14 protein-coding genes are annotated in these 15,553 nt (G+C 55.4%); 9 read left to right on the top strand and 5 right to left on the bottom strand.

Annotated features, from left to right (window positions below; translation table 11 throughout):
- The first annotated feature begins 74 nt into the window (after positions 1-74).
- Positions 75-1,190: a glycosyltransferase gene (locus tag AAGQ96_RS07750; protein ID WP_342755201.1), complete on the top strand. Its 1,116-nt coding sequence runs from the start codon at positions 75-77 to the stop codon at positions 1,188-1,190.
- Positions 1,191-1,333: 143 nt separating this feature from the next.
- Entirely contained in the window at positions 1,334-5,035 is a 3,702-nt protein-coding gene (gene iroC / locus AAGQ96_RS07755; protein ID WP_342755202.1) for a salmochelin/enterobactin export ABC transporter IroC, read from the top strand.
- Positions 5,036-5,116: 81 nt separating this feature from the next.
- Here iroC and AAGQ96_RS07760 read toward each other — a convergent pair whose 3' ends face one another.
- The 5 genes from AAGQ96_RS07760 to flgA all read right to left on the bottom strand — a co-directional run bounded on the left by AAGQ96_RS07760 (position 5,117) and on the right by flgA (position 10,152).
- A complete protein-coding gene (locus tag AAGQ96_RS07760; protein ID WP_342755203.1) occupies positions 5,117-6,058 on the bottom strand; it encodes an alpha/beta hydrolase-fold protein in 942 nt (313 codons plus the stop codon).
- 82 nt (positions 6,059-6,140) lie between these two features.
- Entirely contained in the window at positions 6,141-8,429 is a 2,289-nt protein-coding gene (locus AAGQ96_RS07765) for a TonB-dependent siderophore receptor (protein ID WP_147196876.1), read from the bottom strand.
- Positions 8,430-8,636: 207 nt separating this feature from the next.
- Positions 8,637-9,068 carry a flagellar export chaperone FlgN gene (gene flgN, locus AAGQ96_RS07770; RefSeq protein WP_147196878.1) on the bottom strand — a complete coding sequence of 144 codons (432 nt, stop codon included), beginning with the start codon at positions 9,066-9,068 and terminating at the stop codon, positions 8,637-8,639.
- Positions 9,069-9,072: 4 nt separating this feature from the next.
- The gene (gene flgM, locus AAGQ96_RS07775) at positions 9,073-9,372 is read right to left on the bottom strand and encodes a flagellar biosynthesis anti-sigma factor FlgM (protein ID WP_147196881.1); all 300 of its coding nucleotides are present in this window, start codon (positions 9,370-9,372) and stop codon (positions 9,073-9,075) included.
- Between the two features lie 114 nt (positions 9,373-9,486).
- Positions 9,487-10,152: a flagellar basal body P-ring formation chaperone FlgA gene (flgA, locus tag AAGQ96_RS07780; protein ID WP_342755204.1), complete on the bottom strand. Its 666-nt coding sequence runs from the start codon at positions 10,150-10,152 to the stop codon at positions 9,487-9,489.
- Between the two features lie 154 nt (positions 10,153-10,306).
- Between flgA and flgB the strand changes: the two genes are divergently transcribed.
- From flgB to AAGQ96_RS07815, 7 genes are all read left to right on the top strand, one after another.
- On the top strand, positions 10,307-10,720 hold the full coding sequence (flgB, locus tag AAGQ96_RS07785) for a flagellar basal body rod protein FlgB (RefSeq protein ID WP_147196885.1): 414 nt from the start codon (positions 10,307-10,309) through the stop codon (positions 10,718-10,720).
- Between the two features lie 3 nt (positions 10,721-10,723).
- Complete coding sequence (flgC, locus tag AAGQ96_RS07790; RefSeq protein ID WP_147196887.1) at positions 10,724-11,128, top strand: flagellar basal body rod protein FlgC; 405 nt, start codon at positions 10,724-10,726, stop codon at positions 11,126-11,128.
- Between the two features lie 11 nt (positions 11,129-11,139).
- Positions 11,140-11,811 carry a flagellar hook assembly protein FlgD gene (flgD, locus tag AAGQ96_RS07795; protein ID WP_147196889.1) on the top strand — a complete coding sequence of 224 codons (672 nt, stop codon included), beginning with the start codon at positions 11,140-11,142 and terminating at the stop codon, positions 11,809-11,811.
- Positions 11,812-11,836: 25 nt separating this feature from the next.
- On the top strand, positions 11,837-13,066 hold the full coding sequence (gene flgE, locus AAGQ96_RS07800; protein WP_147196891.1) for a flagellar hook protein FlgE: 1,230 nt from the start codon (positions 11,837-11,839) through the stop codon (positions 13,064-13,066).
- A 21-nt stretch (positions 13,067-13,087) separates the two neighbouring features.
- On the top strand, positions 13,088-13,843 hold the full coding sequence (locus AAGQ96_RS07805) for a flagellar basal body rod protein FlgF (protein ID WP_147196893.1): 756 nt from the start codon (positions 13,088-13,090) through the stop codon (positions 13,841-13,843).
- 17 nt (positions 13,844-13,860) lie between these two features.
- Positions 13,861-14,643 carry a flagellar basal-body rod protein FlgG gene (gene flgG / locus AAGQ96_RS07810; RefSeq protein WP_147196895.1) on the top strand — a complete coding sequence of 261 codons (783 nt, stop codon included), beginning with the start codon at positions 13,861-13,863 and terminating at the stop codon, positions 14,641-14,643.
- 201 nt (positions 14,644-14,844) lie between these two features.
- Positions 14,845-15,546 (top strand): flagellar basal body L-ring protein FlgH, encoded by a 702-nt coding sequence (locus AAGQ96_RS07815; protein WP_147196897.1) that lies wholly within the window; start codon positions 14,845-14,847, stop codon positions 15,544-15,546.
- Positions 15,547-15,553: the final 7 nt, after the last annotated feature.

Genomic DNA, 15,553 nt, shown 5'->3' on the forward strand with positions numbered 1-15,553 from the left:
GTGGCTGCCTCAGCAAGCGGGGGCTTGCGTAAGCTATCGAATTTCATCAGGTCAGGCAGGAGATGAATTTTCTCATGCGTATTCTTTTTGTCGGGCCACCTTTATATGGGCTTTTATACCCCGTGTTCTCGCTAGCCCAGGCTTTTCGCGTTAACGGGCATGAAGTGGTTATTGCCAGCGCGGGTAAATTTGCGCAGAAAGCGGCTGAAGCCGGTCTGGTCGCGTTTGATGCCGCGCCTGGATTTGATTCCGAGGCCGATTACCGGCGGCGGGAAGCGCTGCGCAAACAGAGCAATGCCGGCACCAAAATGGGCAACTTCTCGTTCTTCAGTGAAGAGATGGCGGACAGCCTGATGGAAATGGCAGGTGAGTGGAAGCCGGATTTAATTGTCTATCCGCCTCTCGGCGTGGTCGGCCCTTTAATTGCGGCTAAATATAATATTCCTGTGGTTATGCACTCCGTGGGCTTTGCCCACACGCCCTGGCATATCAAAGGCGTAACCCGCTCGCTGGCCGACGCCTATGCCCGCCATGGCGTTGCCGCTCCCCCGCGCGATTTGGCGTGGATTGACGTTACGCCGCCGAGTATGAGCATTTTGCAAAATGACGGCGAGCCGGTAATTCCAATGCAATATGTTCCCTATAACGGCGGCGGCGTGTGGGAAGACTGGTGGGAACCGACGCCAGACCGCAAGCGCTTGCTGGTCAGTCTTGGCACCGTTAAGCCGATGGCCGACGGGCTGGATCTGATTTCATGGGTGATGGATTCAGCAGATGAGGTGGATGCTGAGATCATTTTACATCTGTCCGCCAACGCGCGTTCTGACCTGCGGACATTACCCGCCAATGTGCGGCTGGTGGACTGGATCCCGATGGGCGCATTCCTGAACGGTGCCGATGGCTTTATCCATCACGGCGGCGCGGGAAATACGCTGACCGCTTTGCACGCCGGTATCCCGCAAATTGTCTTCGGCGAAGGGGCAGACCGTCCGGTAAATGCGAAGGCGGTGGTGGATCGCGGCTGCGGGATCATTCCCGGCAAGGAAGGATTGTCCAGCGATCTGGTCAATGCCTTCCTGAATAATCACTCGCTGCGCACGGCATCAGCCGACGTTGCAGCAGAAATGGCGGCGCAGGCCAGTCCCTCTGACGTGGCTGACACTCTGATAGCCAGGCTAAACACGCGCTGACCGTCAACGCTACGCCAGTGACGGGCTGCCTGCGGCTGAGGAAGAGCAAAGGCAGCCTGCACTGAAGTCATTAACCCGATTTACCTGAGTACGGCATAACGGTTGCACTCAGGAATTTTTCTCTAGCAGATGAAGGAGGCGCGATGCCCACTGCTCATTCTCCAAAGCCAGCTGGCTGGATTGTACGTCTTGCTGGCGTGTGCTGGGAACGTAAGAAGTTAAGCCTGATTGTCATCTTTGCTTCGGTGTCGACCATTCTCCTCGCCGCGCTAACGCCACTACTGACCCGACAGGCGGTAAACGATGCGTTAGCCGGTGATACGACAAGGTTGCCCTGGCTCGCCTGCGGGCTGCTGTTTATTGCGCTGTTCGATTTCATCGGCAACTACGTGCGCCGCGGCTATGCCGGAGAACTGTCGCTATGGGTTCAGCACACTTTGCGGGGCCGCGCCTTCGACAGCATTCAACAGCTGGATGGCGCCGGTCAGGACGCGCTGCGCACAGGACAGGTGATTTCACGTACCAACAGCGATCTTCAACAGATGCACGTGCTATTGCAGATGAGCCCGGTGCCGCTGGCCGTTCTGACCTATTACATTGCCGGCCTTGCGGTGATGTTATGGATGTCGCCACCCATGACGCTGATCGTGGTCGTTGTGCTTGCGGGCCTGGCGTTTACCGCACTTAGCGCACGCCGTCGTGTTTTTGCGCAGACAGGTCAGGCTTCCGACCGGCTCGCTAACCTGACAGAGCACATGCGTGAAGTACTGACGCAGATCGCCATCGTTAAATCCTGCGTGGCCGAGCTGCGCGAAATGGAGTGGTTGGATCGCCAGTCACGAAAAATGGTGCGCGTGCGTATTGGTTCGGCAATCGCTCAGGCCATGCCGGGCGCGACGATGCTGGCGCTGCCGGTGCTCGGCCAGATCGTGCTGCTGGGCTTCGGTGGATGGTCAGTGATGGCCGGACGGATTGACCTCGGAACCTTCGTGGCCTTTGCCGGTTTCCTCGCCATGCTGACCGGCCCAACCCGTGTCTTCGCCTCGTTCCTGGTGATTGCGCAGCGTACCCAGGCTTCTGTTGAGCGCGTTTTCACCCTGATCGACACCAGGCCGCAAATGCAGGATGGCGTTGAGCAGGTGGCGGGTAAGGTGACAGGTCTTGAACTGGAAAGCGTCGGATTTAACTACGGCAACGGCGCTGACGTCTTAAACGAAGTGTCCTTTTCCATCAGCGCGGGAGAGACGGTGGCGATAGTCGGCGCATCGGGTTCGGGTAAATCAACCCTGCTGATGCTGCTCGCGCGTTTCTACGATACCACCCGCGGTAAGCTGTGGCTTAAAACGGAGCAGGGCAGGCAGAACATCGCCGAACTGCGGCTGGATGCGCTGCGTCGGGCGGTTGGCGTGGTGTTTGAAGATACCTTCCTGTTTGCCGGTACGGTCGCTGAAAATATTGCCTATGGTCATCCGCAAGCGACCGAAGAGGACATCCGGCGTGCCGCCGATGCGGCTGGCGCGACCGGGTTTATCTCAGCGCTGCCGAAAGGATTTAAAACGCCGCTTGCCGAACGTGCAACCAATCTTTCCGGCGGACAGCGACAGCGCCTTGCGCTCGCCCGCGCGTTGCTTACGGCGCCGGGTTTATTGATCCTTGACGACACTACCTCGGCGGTGGACGCCGGCACCGAGGCAGAGATCAACGCGGCGCTTAGTGGCTATGCCGACGATGAGCATATGCTGATGGTGATCGCCCGTCGTCGTTCGACTTTGCAGCTCGCCAGCAAGATTGTGGTGCTGGAAGAAGGGCGCGTCGCTGATATCGGCACTCAGGCTGAACTTGAGGCACGATCGCCAGCATTCCGCTCGCTGATGTCCGGCTCAGGGGAATTCCTCGAAGGATCTGCCCGTTCAACCGCCGTACTCTGGCCGGAACCAGAGGTATCTGAAGCCGCTACGGCGGATGAAAATGCGGAGGGAACGGCTAACGCGCGGGAAGGTTTCCGTGAACGCATGACCCGCGTCCCGGAGCGGGCAGTAAAAATGGCGCAGGAAGGCAAAGGAAAGCGGGTCGCCTCGCTGGTCAGGCCGGTGATGTGGATGTTTATTGCTGCTGCTCTGCTGATTGCGATTGACTCCGCTGCCAGCGTTGGCGTACTGGTGCTGCTGCAACGGGGCATCGACCTGGGCGTAGCCGGGGGCAACCTGACGCTGATCGGCATTTGCGCTGCCTGTGCGCTGTTGCTGGTCGCGATCGGCTGGTGCTGCTACTCATTGCAGACCATCATCTCATCGCGTGCCGCAGAAACCGTACAGCATACGGTGCGCTTACGAAGCTTTGGGCATTTGTTACGTCTGGCGCTGCCTTACCATGAGCAGCAGGCTGATACCCGACTAACCCGCATGACGGTTGACGTCGATGCGCTGGCGCGGTTCCTGCAAAACGGCCTCGCCGGCACGGCAACCAGCCTGATTACCATGGGCGCGATTGCCGTTGCGATGTTCTGGCTCGATCCGGTGCTGGCGCTGGTGGCGCTGGGTGCGGTTCCGGTGGTCATTATCGCCACGCTGATTTACCGTCGTTTGAGCTCGCCCGCCTATGCGCAGGCCCGCTTAGAGATTGGTAAAGTGAACAGTACCCTGCAGGAGAAAGTCTCCGGGCTGCGTACGGTGCAGTCGCATGGTCAGCAGGATGCAGAGGCCGCCAAACTTCGTAAGCTGTCGGATCGCTTCCGCGCCACCCGCGTGCGTGCGCAGAAGTACCTGGCCGTCTACTTCCCTTTCCTGACGTTCTGTACGGAAGCGTCTTACGCTGCGGTGCTGCTGGTTGGCGCATCCCGCGTGGCCGATGGGCAGCTCACCGCAGGCGTGCTGGCAGCCTTCTTCCTGCTGCTTGGGCAGTTCTATGGGCCCGTTCAGCAGCTCTCCGGCATTGTCGATTCTTACCAGCAGGCCTCGGCCAGCGGCAGGCATATCGATGAATTGCTGGCAACCGAAGGCGCAGAGCAGGTACAGCCATCGGCTCCGTCGTCAGTTGTTCCTCTGCACGGCGATCTGACGCTGGATCAGGTCACGTTCCATTACCCGGGCAGCAACGAGAAAGCGCTGGATAAGCTTAACCTCTCCATCCCGGCAGGCTCGGTCGTGGCGGTGGTCGGAGCCAGCGGCGCGGGCAAGTCGACAATGGTTAAACTGATTGCCGGTCTTTACGTTCCTTCAGCAGGCCAAATTCGCGTTGGCGGACGCTCGGTTAATGAGATGCCGCTGGCAGACTACCGTTCCCAGGTGGGTCTGGTCGAGCAGGATGTGGCATTGTTTAGCGGCGATATCGCGGAGAATATTCGCTATGCGCGGCCGGAGAGTACCGATCGGGAAGTGGAAAATGCGGCTCGCCAGGCCGGGCTGTTAGCGACGGTGCGAGCGCTGCCGCAGGGATTCAGAACGCCGGTGAGTCACGGTGGCGCAGGATTGTCGGCAGGGCAGCGTCAGCTTATCGCTTTGGCTCGCGCGCACCTTGCCAATGCGAATGTTCTGCTGCTTGACGAGGCGACGGCACGTTTGGACCGCGCTTCTGAAGAGGCGCTAATGACCTCGCTGGCCGACGGTGCTCGTCAGCATGGACGTACGGCGCTGGTGGTGGCGCATCGGCTCACCACCGCCTGTCGATGCGATCGGATCGCCGTCATGGCCGCAGGCCGCGTCGTCGAATATGGCTCGCACGCTGAACTGCTGGCAGTGGATGGCCTTTACGCACGTCTGTGGCATGAAAGTACGGGCAAGGCCCAGGGATCCCGAACGGCGGCGGCACAGACCATCGAAGAAGGAATTGAAGAGGTATTATCCTGAAGCGGTAATATTGCTGCCACCTCATCAGAAAAAGGCTATCTGGTGAGGTGGCTGCTGAAAAGCCTAAACCGGAGGCGCGCTTTACCGGGGAACCGGTGGTGCATTGCTGGCGGGATTTTCTGCCATATTCAGCAATGCCTGCTGGAACCCAGCGTTGAACGTCTGGCCATGCGTGAGTTCAGGATGGGACCAATACCCGGCAGGCAGTCCAGCCTTGTGAAGCAGTGACAGCGTAGCGCGGATTTTATCCTGCACATCCGCAGCGGGTGCCTGCGGGTTTTTGCTGGAGGCGGGACTTCCTTCAATAAACCAGAGCTGCTTGTGGTCGTATTGCTGACGGTTGACGGCCCCGAGCATTTTAAGTAAATCAACATATTCACTGTTTAACGTCGGACTGGTCGAATAAAAAACAGTAAATAACGACGAGGACAAATAGGCGTTAAGCACATACAGGCCGCCGAGAGAATGTCCCCAAACCCCACGTTTATGTGTATCAATGTTCAAGCCTCGTTCCGCAACGGGTGCGATTGTCGCTTCCAGCAGATGTTGGAAAATGATACTGCCGCCGCACTCTCTGCTGCGCTGCTGTTGGCACTGCTTACCCCTTGCTGTCACCGGTGGCGTGTAGTCAAACGATCGGGCGTTAAGCTCAAAAGGCTCAACCGTCTGATAACCTACCGCGACGATAACCGGTGGATTATTTTCTGACAGTTTCTTCAGTAATGGCTCAGATAATCTGTCCATCACCGCATTCCCATCCAGCAGGTAAAGGATCGGAAAGCCGGACGGCGGCGGCGTTTTATTGGGCACGCCGGTCCAGACTTTGTAATGCCTTTTGCCATCCGCAGAGTCGAATTCGTTAACGGAGAAGTGATAAAAAAGGGATCCTTTATCCGCGATATTGGGGCCAAGCGGGGTCATATCGGGTCTGGCATCACTCTTTATGGCAAACAGGAAGGTAAAGAAGAAGGCGGCAAGACGTAAAGCATTGCGGCAGTTTTTGCGGTTTAACCGGTAACTCATTGACACACTCTCACCATTTACTCTTTCTCAAATGCTGCGGAGCGGTTCCCGCAGCTTTATCAAACCGATCCCAGCTTCGGGATCAGAAATGCAGCCCCAGCTCCATATAGTAAGTGCGGCCCGGTTCATTATAGGTATTGGCACCCGCGCCCCACAGGTATGCACCTGTTGTCGCGTTTCCGGTGCTTTGGGCGTTGCCTTCACGGAAGTGACGTTTATCGAACAGGTTATCAATACCGGCAGTGACATCCATATATTTCGTCACGGCATAGGTGCCGCTTACGCCAACCAGCGCATAAGGCTTAACCTGCCGGGTTTCGCTGCCGGAGGTGGCTTCTCCTTTGTAGTTATATTTTTTCGGCTTCTGGCGGCCGTACCAGGTTAGCGTTCCCTGCAAGGAGAGATCGTTCGTGGCCTGCCAGTCCAGCGTCGAGTTGATGGTGTATTTCGGGATGATCGACAGGTAATCGCCGGTGGTTTTGTTTTGGTTTTCGATAATATAAGTGAAGTTGTTTTTCATCGAAACGGACCCGGCGATCGGGAAGTTAAGCGTCCCTTCCAACCCCTCGACCACTGCTTTAGGTACGTTTTCCCACTTATAAACATCCGAGGTGCCGTTGGTGTATTCCGCCGAATAACCCGCTTCGATTTTATCGTGGTAGTCATTGCGATACCAGGTCAGACCGGCCTGCACCTCTTCATGGTGATACTCAATGCCAATCTCTTTATTGACGCTGGTCTCCGCCTTCAGATCGCTGTTTCCCTGTAGGTAGCAGTAGCCGGCGCTGTCATAGCAGCCCTGGCCTTTACTGAATAACAGATAGTTAGGATTGGTCTGGTACAGGTTCGGCGCTTTCCAGGCACGGGCAATACCCAGCTTCAAAGTGAAATCGCTGCCCAGTTCCTGCGATAAATTCAGCGCCGGACTCCAGTTGCTTCCGGTGATGCTCTGATGATTAAAACGGATACCCGGCGTCAGCAGCGTTGAATCCGTCAGTTCAATATTGTCTTCGGTGTAGAGGCCATAGATATCGGCCGAGCTGTAGATATTACGCCCCGAGTCAGCAATTCCCTCTACCGAGCCTCCGGCCGTGGTAGATTCAGTATTCGACGAGGGATCTCGCATCGCCTGATGATTCATCTCCGCGCCCAGCGTTAGCGTCTGGTTAACCCACAGGTCGAAGGGAATATTCACATCTGAATGCAGGTTAGTGTCATACAGCGTAATCGTGGAAAAGCCTTCGTCAGAGGGGCTGAAGATCCCGGCGATCCCACCCGACAATCCCTCATTGAGCCGGGTATTACGCGTCTTTTCAAACTGAACGTAATTGCTGGTGGTCACGCCGTTATCCCACGCCCCGGTATATTTCAGGCTGAGCGACTGACGATAAAGCACGTTTGTTTCTTTGCCGTAATATTTCTTCACCAGCGCATTGCTGTTGGTGTTCTGCGTATCACCCGCATAGAGATTGCCCTGACGGCTAAAGCCGGTATCCAGCTCCAGCGCCTGCTGCGGCATAAATTCCCAGCGCAGGGCGGAATGGATATCTTTATTAATAAAGCCTTCGCGACCTGAAGGATAAGATCCGGCGTAGGATCCGATACGCGGCGTGGTGTGGCTTTCATTTATATCCTGGGCATCTGCCTGCGTTTTATTCCAGTTGCCATACAGGCGCAGGGTAAGATTATCCGCCAGCGCGCCGCTTAAGCTGGCGTTATAACGTTTGGTGGTGCCCTCAGATTTATGCTCCGGCATATTGAGGTAGGTATTAAAGTTACCGTGCCAGGCATCTGTTGTCGGTTTGGTAATAATATTTACCACGCCGCCCATTGCGCCATTGCCGTAGAGCGCTGCGGCCGGGCCACGGATAACCTCAATGTGGTCGATCATTTCCGGCGGCACCCAGTTGGTGTCGCCGCGAGTATCACGCTCGTCGCTCCAGCCAAACCGCACCGAATTACGGCTGCCGACCGGCATACCATCAACCAGAATGAGGGTATTTTCCGGGCCCATGCCACGAATATCAATTTGTCGGTTATTACCGCGCTGACCGCTGTTGGAGTTGCCGGTAAGATTTACGCCAGGCATGGTGCGAATAATCTCAGCGACGTCACGTTGAATGGGATGCTTTTTAATGGCCTGACTGTCGATAATGGAGACGCCGGGCGCCTGTAATGTCTGTTCCCTGGCCGTGACGACCAGCGTATTTTCGCTGCTGCTTTTATTATTAGTAACAGCCAGTTCGTTACTATTTTCTTTATTACTGGTCTGCTGTTTAATCCCTGTATTTTCATTGGCCATTGCCAGAGAAAATCCCTGACTGCATGCAATAAGCGAAGCCAGTAAAGAATATTTATACGCAATTTTCATAATGGTATTAAACACCTGCCTGTGTGCTATAAATGAAAACACAAACTATAATGAGAATGATTATTAATTACAATCAACTCTTTTCCGGCAGGATGAGATAAGGCTAATGCATTTCGTTTATTCAGCATAAAAAAACTGCTCCTGACTCAGTTGATTACCAACTTTTCGGGAGCAGTTCAGGAAGTGGGGCGCAGGTAATGCGCTGGCTTACACCTTACGGCTAATAAAGCTGCTGGACGTCGCCTGACCGTTTGGGCCATAGAACTTCTGCGTATGGTGCGGTTTCAGCACTTCAATTGCCTGTTCGGTAAAGCTGATCTGGTGATTGAGCAGCAAACCGTTATGAAGATTCATATCGCGCAATCTTACGGTTTGCTCCTGAATCGCAGCCCAGCGGCGGGCCAGATCGGGCTGATTGCTGTAAGGCGCATGAACACCCACTTCTTTATCGGCATCCCGACGCAGCTGCTCAATAAAATTGAGCGTGCCGAGCAGAGAGCTTTTATCTTCGGTAATGCGTTGAAGTAAGCTGCTGTTGATCTGGCCACCTGACAGCTGCTGCTGCTCTGCCATCATCACTTCAGCCAGTGTGGTCAGTACTTCCAACATTTTATCAAGGGCGCCTGGCAGCTTATTCATTGACTTATTTACCTTCTATAGAGTCTTTAGCTTGCTGAATCAGAGCATCGGCGATTTTGCCGGTATCCATTTTCAGTTCGCCGTTTTTGATGGCGGTTTTTAACTGTTCAACGCGGGCAGTGTTGATATCCTGCGCGCTGTTTTTAGTTAACTGAGACTGTGCACCACTCAGTACTACCTGAGTACCGGCGGATTCAGTCGTTTTCGTCTCGACCGGACGTGCTTTAGGCGTGATAACCTCGTTAGTCTCACGCTGCTGTACCGTACTGGCCGGTTTCATCGGTTGAGTTCTGTCGATGCTCATATCTGACTCCTGTATGCTCAGGCGATCTGTTGCCTGATAATAAGATAAGTGTATTGCGTCTGTTATTTACACTATCGGCAGAGATGAGGTCATCTTTAGGGCTTTATAAGCGCTTTATAACGATATAAGAATATTCCCATCCCCGCCTACTTTGCCGCTGACAATCTGCCCGGAGTTTAATCTTACCCGGACCAGCTGTGCGGCGGTGGCATTATTCATCGCCCGACCCTCACTGGTCACGTTAAATCCGTCGCCGCTGGCGGTAACGTTCACGTTATCGCCCGCTTTAACCTTCCACGGCTGGCGGACCATCATCTTTGTTAGCGGCTGGCCGGGAGGGATATCCCGCAGCGTCACCGCGTCAACGACGTCGGTCATCGAGGTCACGGCCATTGCGGGCAGCGTGTCCAGTCGACCATGGGCTGTTTTCACATCATCTGCGGTAATGGCAGCACCGCGAGCGACCATGCGCGCAGCAACCAGATAATCACCTGTAACCTGAATCTGTACCTGAATATAGCGACGGTTCCGATCGCAATTTGCGGCCACGCTTAAGTTGCCCCACATCCGGCTATTGCCCGGTAAGGAGAATTGCGGCGCTTCACACGTGGGCCACTGCGCCTGCGGCGTTTTCACCACCACGGTCAGGGTATCGGCACCCGTGCCGTTTTCCCCATAGCGAGCTTTAAAAAAATCAGTGAGCTGAGCGGTTAAATCGGCCGCGCTGACTGACATCGTCACGAGGCTCAGCCCCATCAGAAAGAAGTTCACACCACGCATTGCTTTATCCCCCGTACAACATGGCAGCAATTCTACGCACGGGGCTGCAATGTCAAGGCGCAAATTAACGACGATTTTTAGCGCTATTCAAACGATCGGAATAATCCGAGAAGGTTATTCTCTCCTCACTGAATTTTCATATTGCGGAGGAAGCATGCTCGACAAACTGGATGCAGCACTGCGGTTTAACACAGAAGCGTTAAATCTGCGTGCCCAGCGGCAGGAAATCCTGGCATCGAATATCGCCAATGCGGATACCCCAGGTTATCAGGCGCGCGATATCGATTTCGCCAGCCAGATGAACAAGGTAATGGAGCAGGGGCGGTCGCAGGGTGCGGGCATGTCGATGGCGGTGACGTCATCTCGCCATATCGCGGGACAATCACAGGAACCTGCGTCGATGGATTTGATGTACAGAGTGCCTGACCAGCCCTCGCTGGACGGCAACACGGTTGATATGGACCGGGAACGTACCGAGTTCGCGGACAACAGCCTGAAATACCAGACCGATTTGACGGTTATCACCGGACAAATCAAAAGCATGATGTCCGTGCTACAGGGGCAATAAGTTATGTCTTTACTGAATATTTTTAACATCTCCGGCTCGGCCATGGCTGCCCAGTCACAGCGTCTGAACGTTGCCGCCAGTAACCTGGCTAACGCCGACAGCGTGACCGGACCAGACGGTCAGCCTTATGTCGCGAAGCAGGTGGTTTTCCAGACCGATGCCGCACCGGGTGCAGCAACCGGCGGCGTAAAGGTCGCGCAGGTTATTGATGACCCAACGCCGGCAAAACTGGTGTACGAACCGGGTAATCCGATGGCGGACGCAAAAGGTTACGTGAAGATGCCAAACGTGGATGTCGTCGGCGAGACCGTTAACACCATGTCGGCATCACGCAGTTATCAGGCCAACGTTGAAGTCCTGAATACCGTTAAACAAATGATGATGAAAACCCTGACACTGGGTCAATAAGGAAAAGGCTGATGGGCATTACAGTTGGCGTTAATGAGAAGTTAGACAACTCCTCGATTACTACTTCGTCGTCGACTACCGATACGTCGGCAGCAGACTTACAGAGTAACTTCCTGACCCTGCTGGTCACGCAGTTAAAAAACCAGGATCCGACGAATCCAATGGATAACAGCCAGCTGACAACTCAGCTGGCGCAGATCAATACCCTGAGCGGCATCGAAAAACTCAATACCACGCTGGGATCGATTTCCGGCCAGATCAGCAGCGGGCAGTCGCTACAGGCCTCCACGCTGATCGGTCACGGTGTGATGGTTGACGGTACGCAGGTACTGGTCGGCAGCGGTCAGACCACGCCGTTCGGTGTAAGTCTGGAGCAGGCTTCAACCGCCTCTACGGCAACGATTACCGACGCCTCAGGCAAAGTGGTACAGACCATTAATCTGGGCGCACTGAGCGCTGGCGTGCACACCTTCTCATGGGATGGCACGGCGGCAGACGGTACAACCGCTGCAGATGGTAAATATTCCGTGGCAATCAGCGCCAGCAACGCCAGCGGTCAGCTGGTCGCGCAGCCGCTGAACTATGCACTGGTTAATGGGGTGACTAACGACACTAGCGGTGCCGTTCTAGACCTCGGCACGATGGGTACGACCACCGTCGCGAATGTTCGTCAGATTATTTAATTAACCCCTTTTCAGGAGTCTACACATGGCATTTTCACAGGCAGTCAGTGGCTTAAACGCCGCGTCCAGCAACCTTGACGTTATCGGCAACAACATCGCCAACTCGGCAACGGTTGGCTTTAAATCCGCGACCGTTTCTTTCGCCGACATGTTCGCTGATTCTAAAGTCGGTCTGGGCGTTAAAGTGGCTGCGGTTACTCAGGACTTTAACGACGGTACTACAACGTCAACCAGCCGTGGGCTGGACGTGGCAATCAGCCAGTCTGGTTTCTTCCGTATGACCGACAGCAGCGGCGCGGTGACCTACACCCGTAACGGCCAGTTCACCCTGGACGAAAACCGCAACATCGTTAATGCCAACGGCCTGCAGCTGACTGGCTATCCGGCAACCGGTACGCCACCAACCGTTCAGACCGGTGCTAACCCTGTTGCACTGAGCGTTCCGACGACCGCAATGGCGGCGAAAGCGACCACTACGGCTGCGCTGACCGCTAACCTGAACTCAACCGACAGCGTACCGGCGACCACGCCGTTCGATTCCACTAACACGGATACCTATAACAGCAAAGCGTCAATGACGACTTATGACTCGCTGGGTAACGAACACACCGTCAACCTGTACTTCGTGAAAGGGGCGACCGATTCCACGACTAACCCGTCGAATCCTACCACTACCTGGAACGTGCAGGCTGTTGACGCCAGCACCGGCGCGGCGGCTGGCAGCTTCGACATGACCTTTAACAGCAGCGGTCAGCTGACCTCTACAGCGACCCAGACGATCAGCCTGGCGTCACTGAACGGTTCTGCACCGAGCAGCTTCACCCTGAACATGGCGGGCAGCCAGCAGCAGAACACCGGTACTGATACCTTCGGCAACCCAACGCAGGACGGTTACAAACCCGGTGAACTGACCAGCTACCAGATCAACAACGACGGTACCGTTGTCGGCAACTACTCCAACGAGAAGACGCAGACTCTGGGTCAGATCGCACTGGCTAACTTCGCTAACCCGGAAGGCCTGAAATCTGAAGGTAACAACGTCTGGTCGGCAACCGCATCTTCTGGTCAGGCACTGGTCGGCATCGCCGGAACCGGTAACCTCGGCACCCTGACCGCAGGCGCGCTGGAATCTTCCAACGTCGATCTGAGTAAAGAGCTGGTGAACATGATTGTGGCACAGCGTAACTATCAGTCTAACGCCCAGACCATCAAAACTCAGGACCAGATCCTCAATACCCTGGTCAACCTGCGTTAATTCGGCTAACAGGATCGTCTTATGGATCACGCGATATATACCGCAATGGGGGCCGCAACACAGACCCTCCAACAGCAGGCAGTGACGGCCAACAACCTGGCCAACGCCTCAACCCCGGGCTTCCGTGCGCAGCTTAATGCGCTGCGCGCTGTCCCGGTTCAGGGCGAGTCGCTTCCGACTCGTACGCTGGTAACCGCCTCAACGCCGGGGTCAGATATGACGCCAGGCGCGATGGACTACACCGGGCGCTCGCTGGACGTCGCCGTTCGTCAGGATGGCTGGCTGGCAGTCCGCGCCGCAGATGGGTCAGAGGCTTATACCCGTAACGGCAACATGGAAATTGACCAAACCGGACAGCTCACCATTCAGGGCAACCTGGTGATGGGCGACGGGGGGCCAATCGCCGTGCCGCAAGGGTCGGAAATCACCATTGCCGCTGACGGTACGATTACCGCGCTAAACCCGGGCGATTCGCCGAATGCCACCGTGCAGCTTGGCCGTCTGAAGCTGGTGAAAGCCACCAGTTCAGAAGTGAACCGGGGTGATGATGGTCTGTTCCGTCTGACCGATAGCGCCCAGGCACAGCGTGGCGCGGCTTTACAGAGCGATCCGACCATTCAGGTTATGCCTGGCGTACTGGAAGGCAGCAATGTCAGCTCCAGCCAGACCATGGTCGACATGATCGCTAACGCACGACGCTTCGAGATGCAGATGAAAGTCATCTCCAGCGTCGATGAGAATGAACAACGCGCTAACCAGCTGCTGTCAATGAGCTAAGAGCAGAGGAACTTAACATGATCAACTCTTTATGGATTGCTAAAACCGGTCTTGACGCTCAGCAAACCAATATGGACGTCATCTCGAACAACCTGGCAAACGTCAGCACCAACGGCTTTAAACGCCAGCGTGCCGTGTTCGAAGATCTGATGTACCAAACTATTCGTCAGCCTGGCGCGCAGTCTTCCGAGCAGACGACGTTACCTTCTGGTATGCAGATGGGTACCGGTGTTCGTCCGGTTGCGACCGAGCGCCTGCACACTCAGGGCAACCTGAACAAGACCGATTCGTCGAAAGACGTGGCGATCAGCGGTCAGGGTTATTTCCAGGTCCAGATGCCCGATGGCACCGTAGCCTACACCCGTGATGGCTCATTCCAGACTGACCAGAATGGCCAGCTGGTGACCAACGGCGGTTTCCCGGTGCAGCCGGCTATCACCATTCCGGCTAACGCCTTAAGCATGACCGTAGGGCGTGACGGTGTGGTTAGCGTGACCATTCAGGGTCAGACCGCGCCGACTCAGGTTGGTCAGTTAACGCTGAGTACCTTCATTAACGATGCGGGTCTGGAAAGCAAAGGTGAAAACCTTTACCAGGAAACGCAGGCATCTGGTGCGCCGACTGACAGTACGCCGGGCAACAACGGTGCGGGTTTGCTGTACCAGGGCTACGTTGAAACCTCAAACGTTAACGTCGCCGAAGAACTGGTCAGCATGATTCAGACTCAGCGCGCCTATGAGATCAACAGTAAGGCAATCAGCACGTCCGATCAGATGCTGGCCAAACTGACTCAGCTGTAATACCCGTCATCCTTTAAGCCACAGGCGCGTTGGCTGCGTTCGTTCACCCGAATCACTTACTCAAGTAAGCTCATCGGGGTTCGCTCCCTTGCCGCCTTCCTGCGACTTGAATTATTTAGGGTATGGATTTTTGAAGTCACAGAGGCCGGGTTCGCCCGGCTCTAAATAAAAAATTTTCATTAATTATTAAAGGTTAATTCCATGGCGAAGCAAATCTCAATGCCTGGACGCTTGTTAGTAGCCACGCTGCTCCTGACGCTTAACGGTTGTGCTTTAGTTCCACGTAAGCCTCTGGTCGAAGGTTCGACAACGGCCCAGCCGCTGCCCGCTTCGCCACCGATGGTTAACGGTTCCATTTTTCAGGGCGTGATGCCGATGAACTACGGCTACCAGCCGCTGTTCGAGGATCGCCGTCCACGTAATATCGGCGATACGCTGACGATCACGCTGCAGGAAAACGTCAGTGCGAGCAAGAGCTCCACGGCGTCTGCCGGACGTGACGGTAGCGCAACGCTGGGTCTGACCGCGTTACCATCCGCGCTGACCGGCTTGCTGGGTGGCGATAAAACGAATATCGACGCCAGCGGTAAAAACACCTTTGCAGGTAAAGGCGGCGCGACAGCCAACAACACCTTTACCGGCACTATCACTGTAACCGTGAATCAGGTGTTGCCGAACGGCAACCTGAAAGTGGTCGGTGAGAAACAGATTGAGATCAACCAGGGCACGGAATTTATCCGCTTCTCGGGCGTGGTTAACCCACGCACCATCAGCGGTAGCAATAGCGTCGTTTCGACCCAGGTGGCGGATGCCCGTATTGAGTACGTCGGTAACGGCTACATCAATGAGGCACAGACGATGGGCTGGCTGCAACGGTTCTTCCTGAACCTGTCACCATTCTAAGAGGTTT

Source organism: Pantoea sp. MBD-2R, assembly GCF_039134845.1.
GTDB lineage: Bacteria > Pseudomonadota > Gammaproteobacteria > Enterobacterales > Enterobacteriaceae > Erwinia.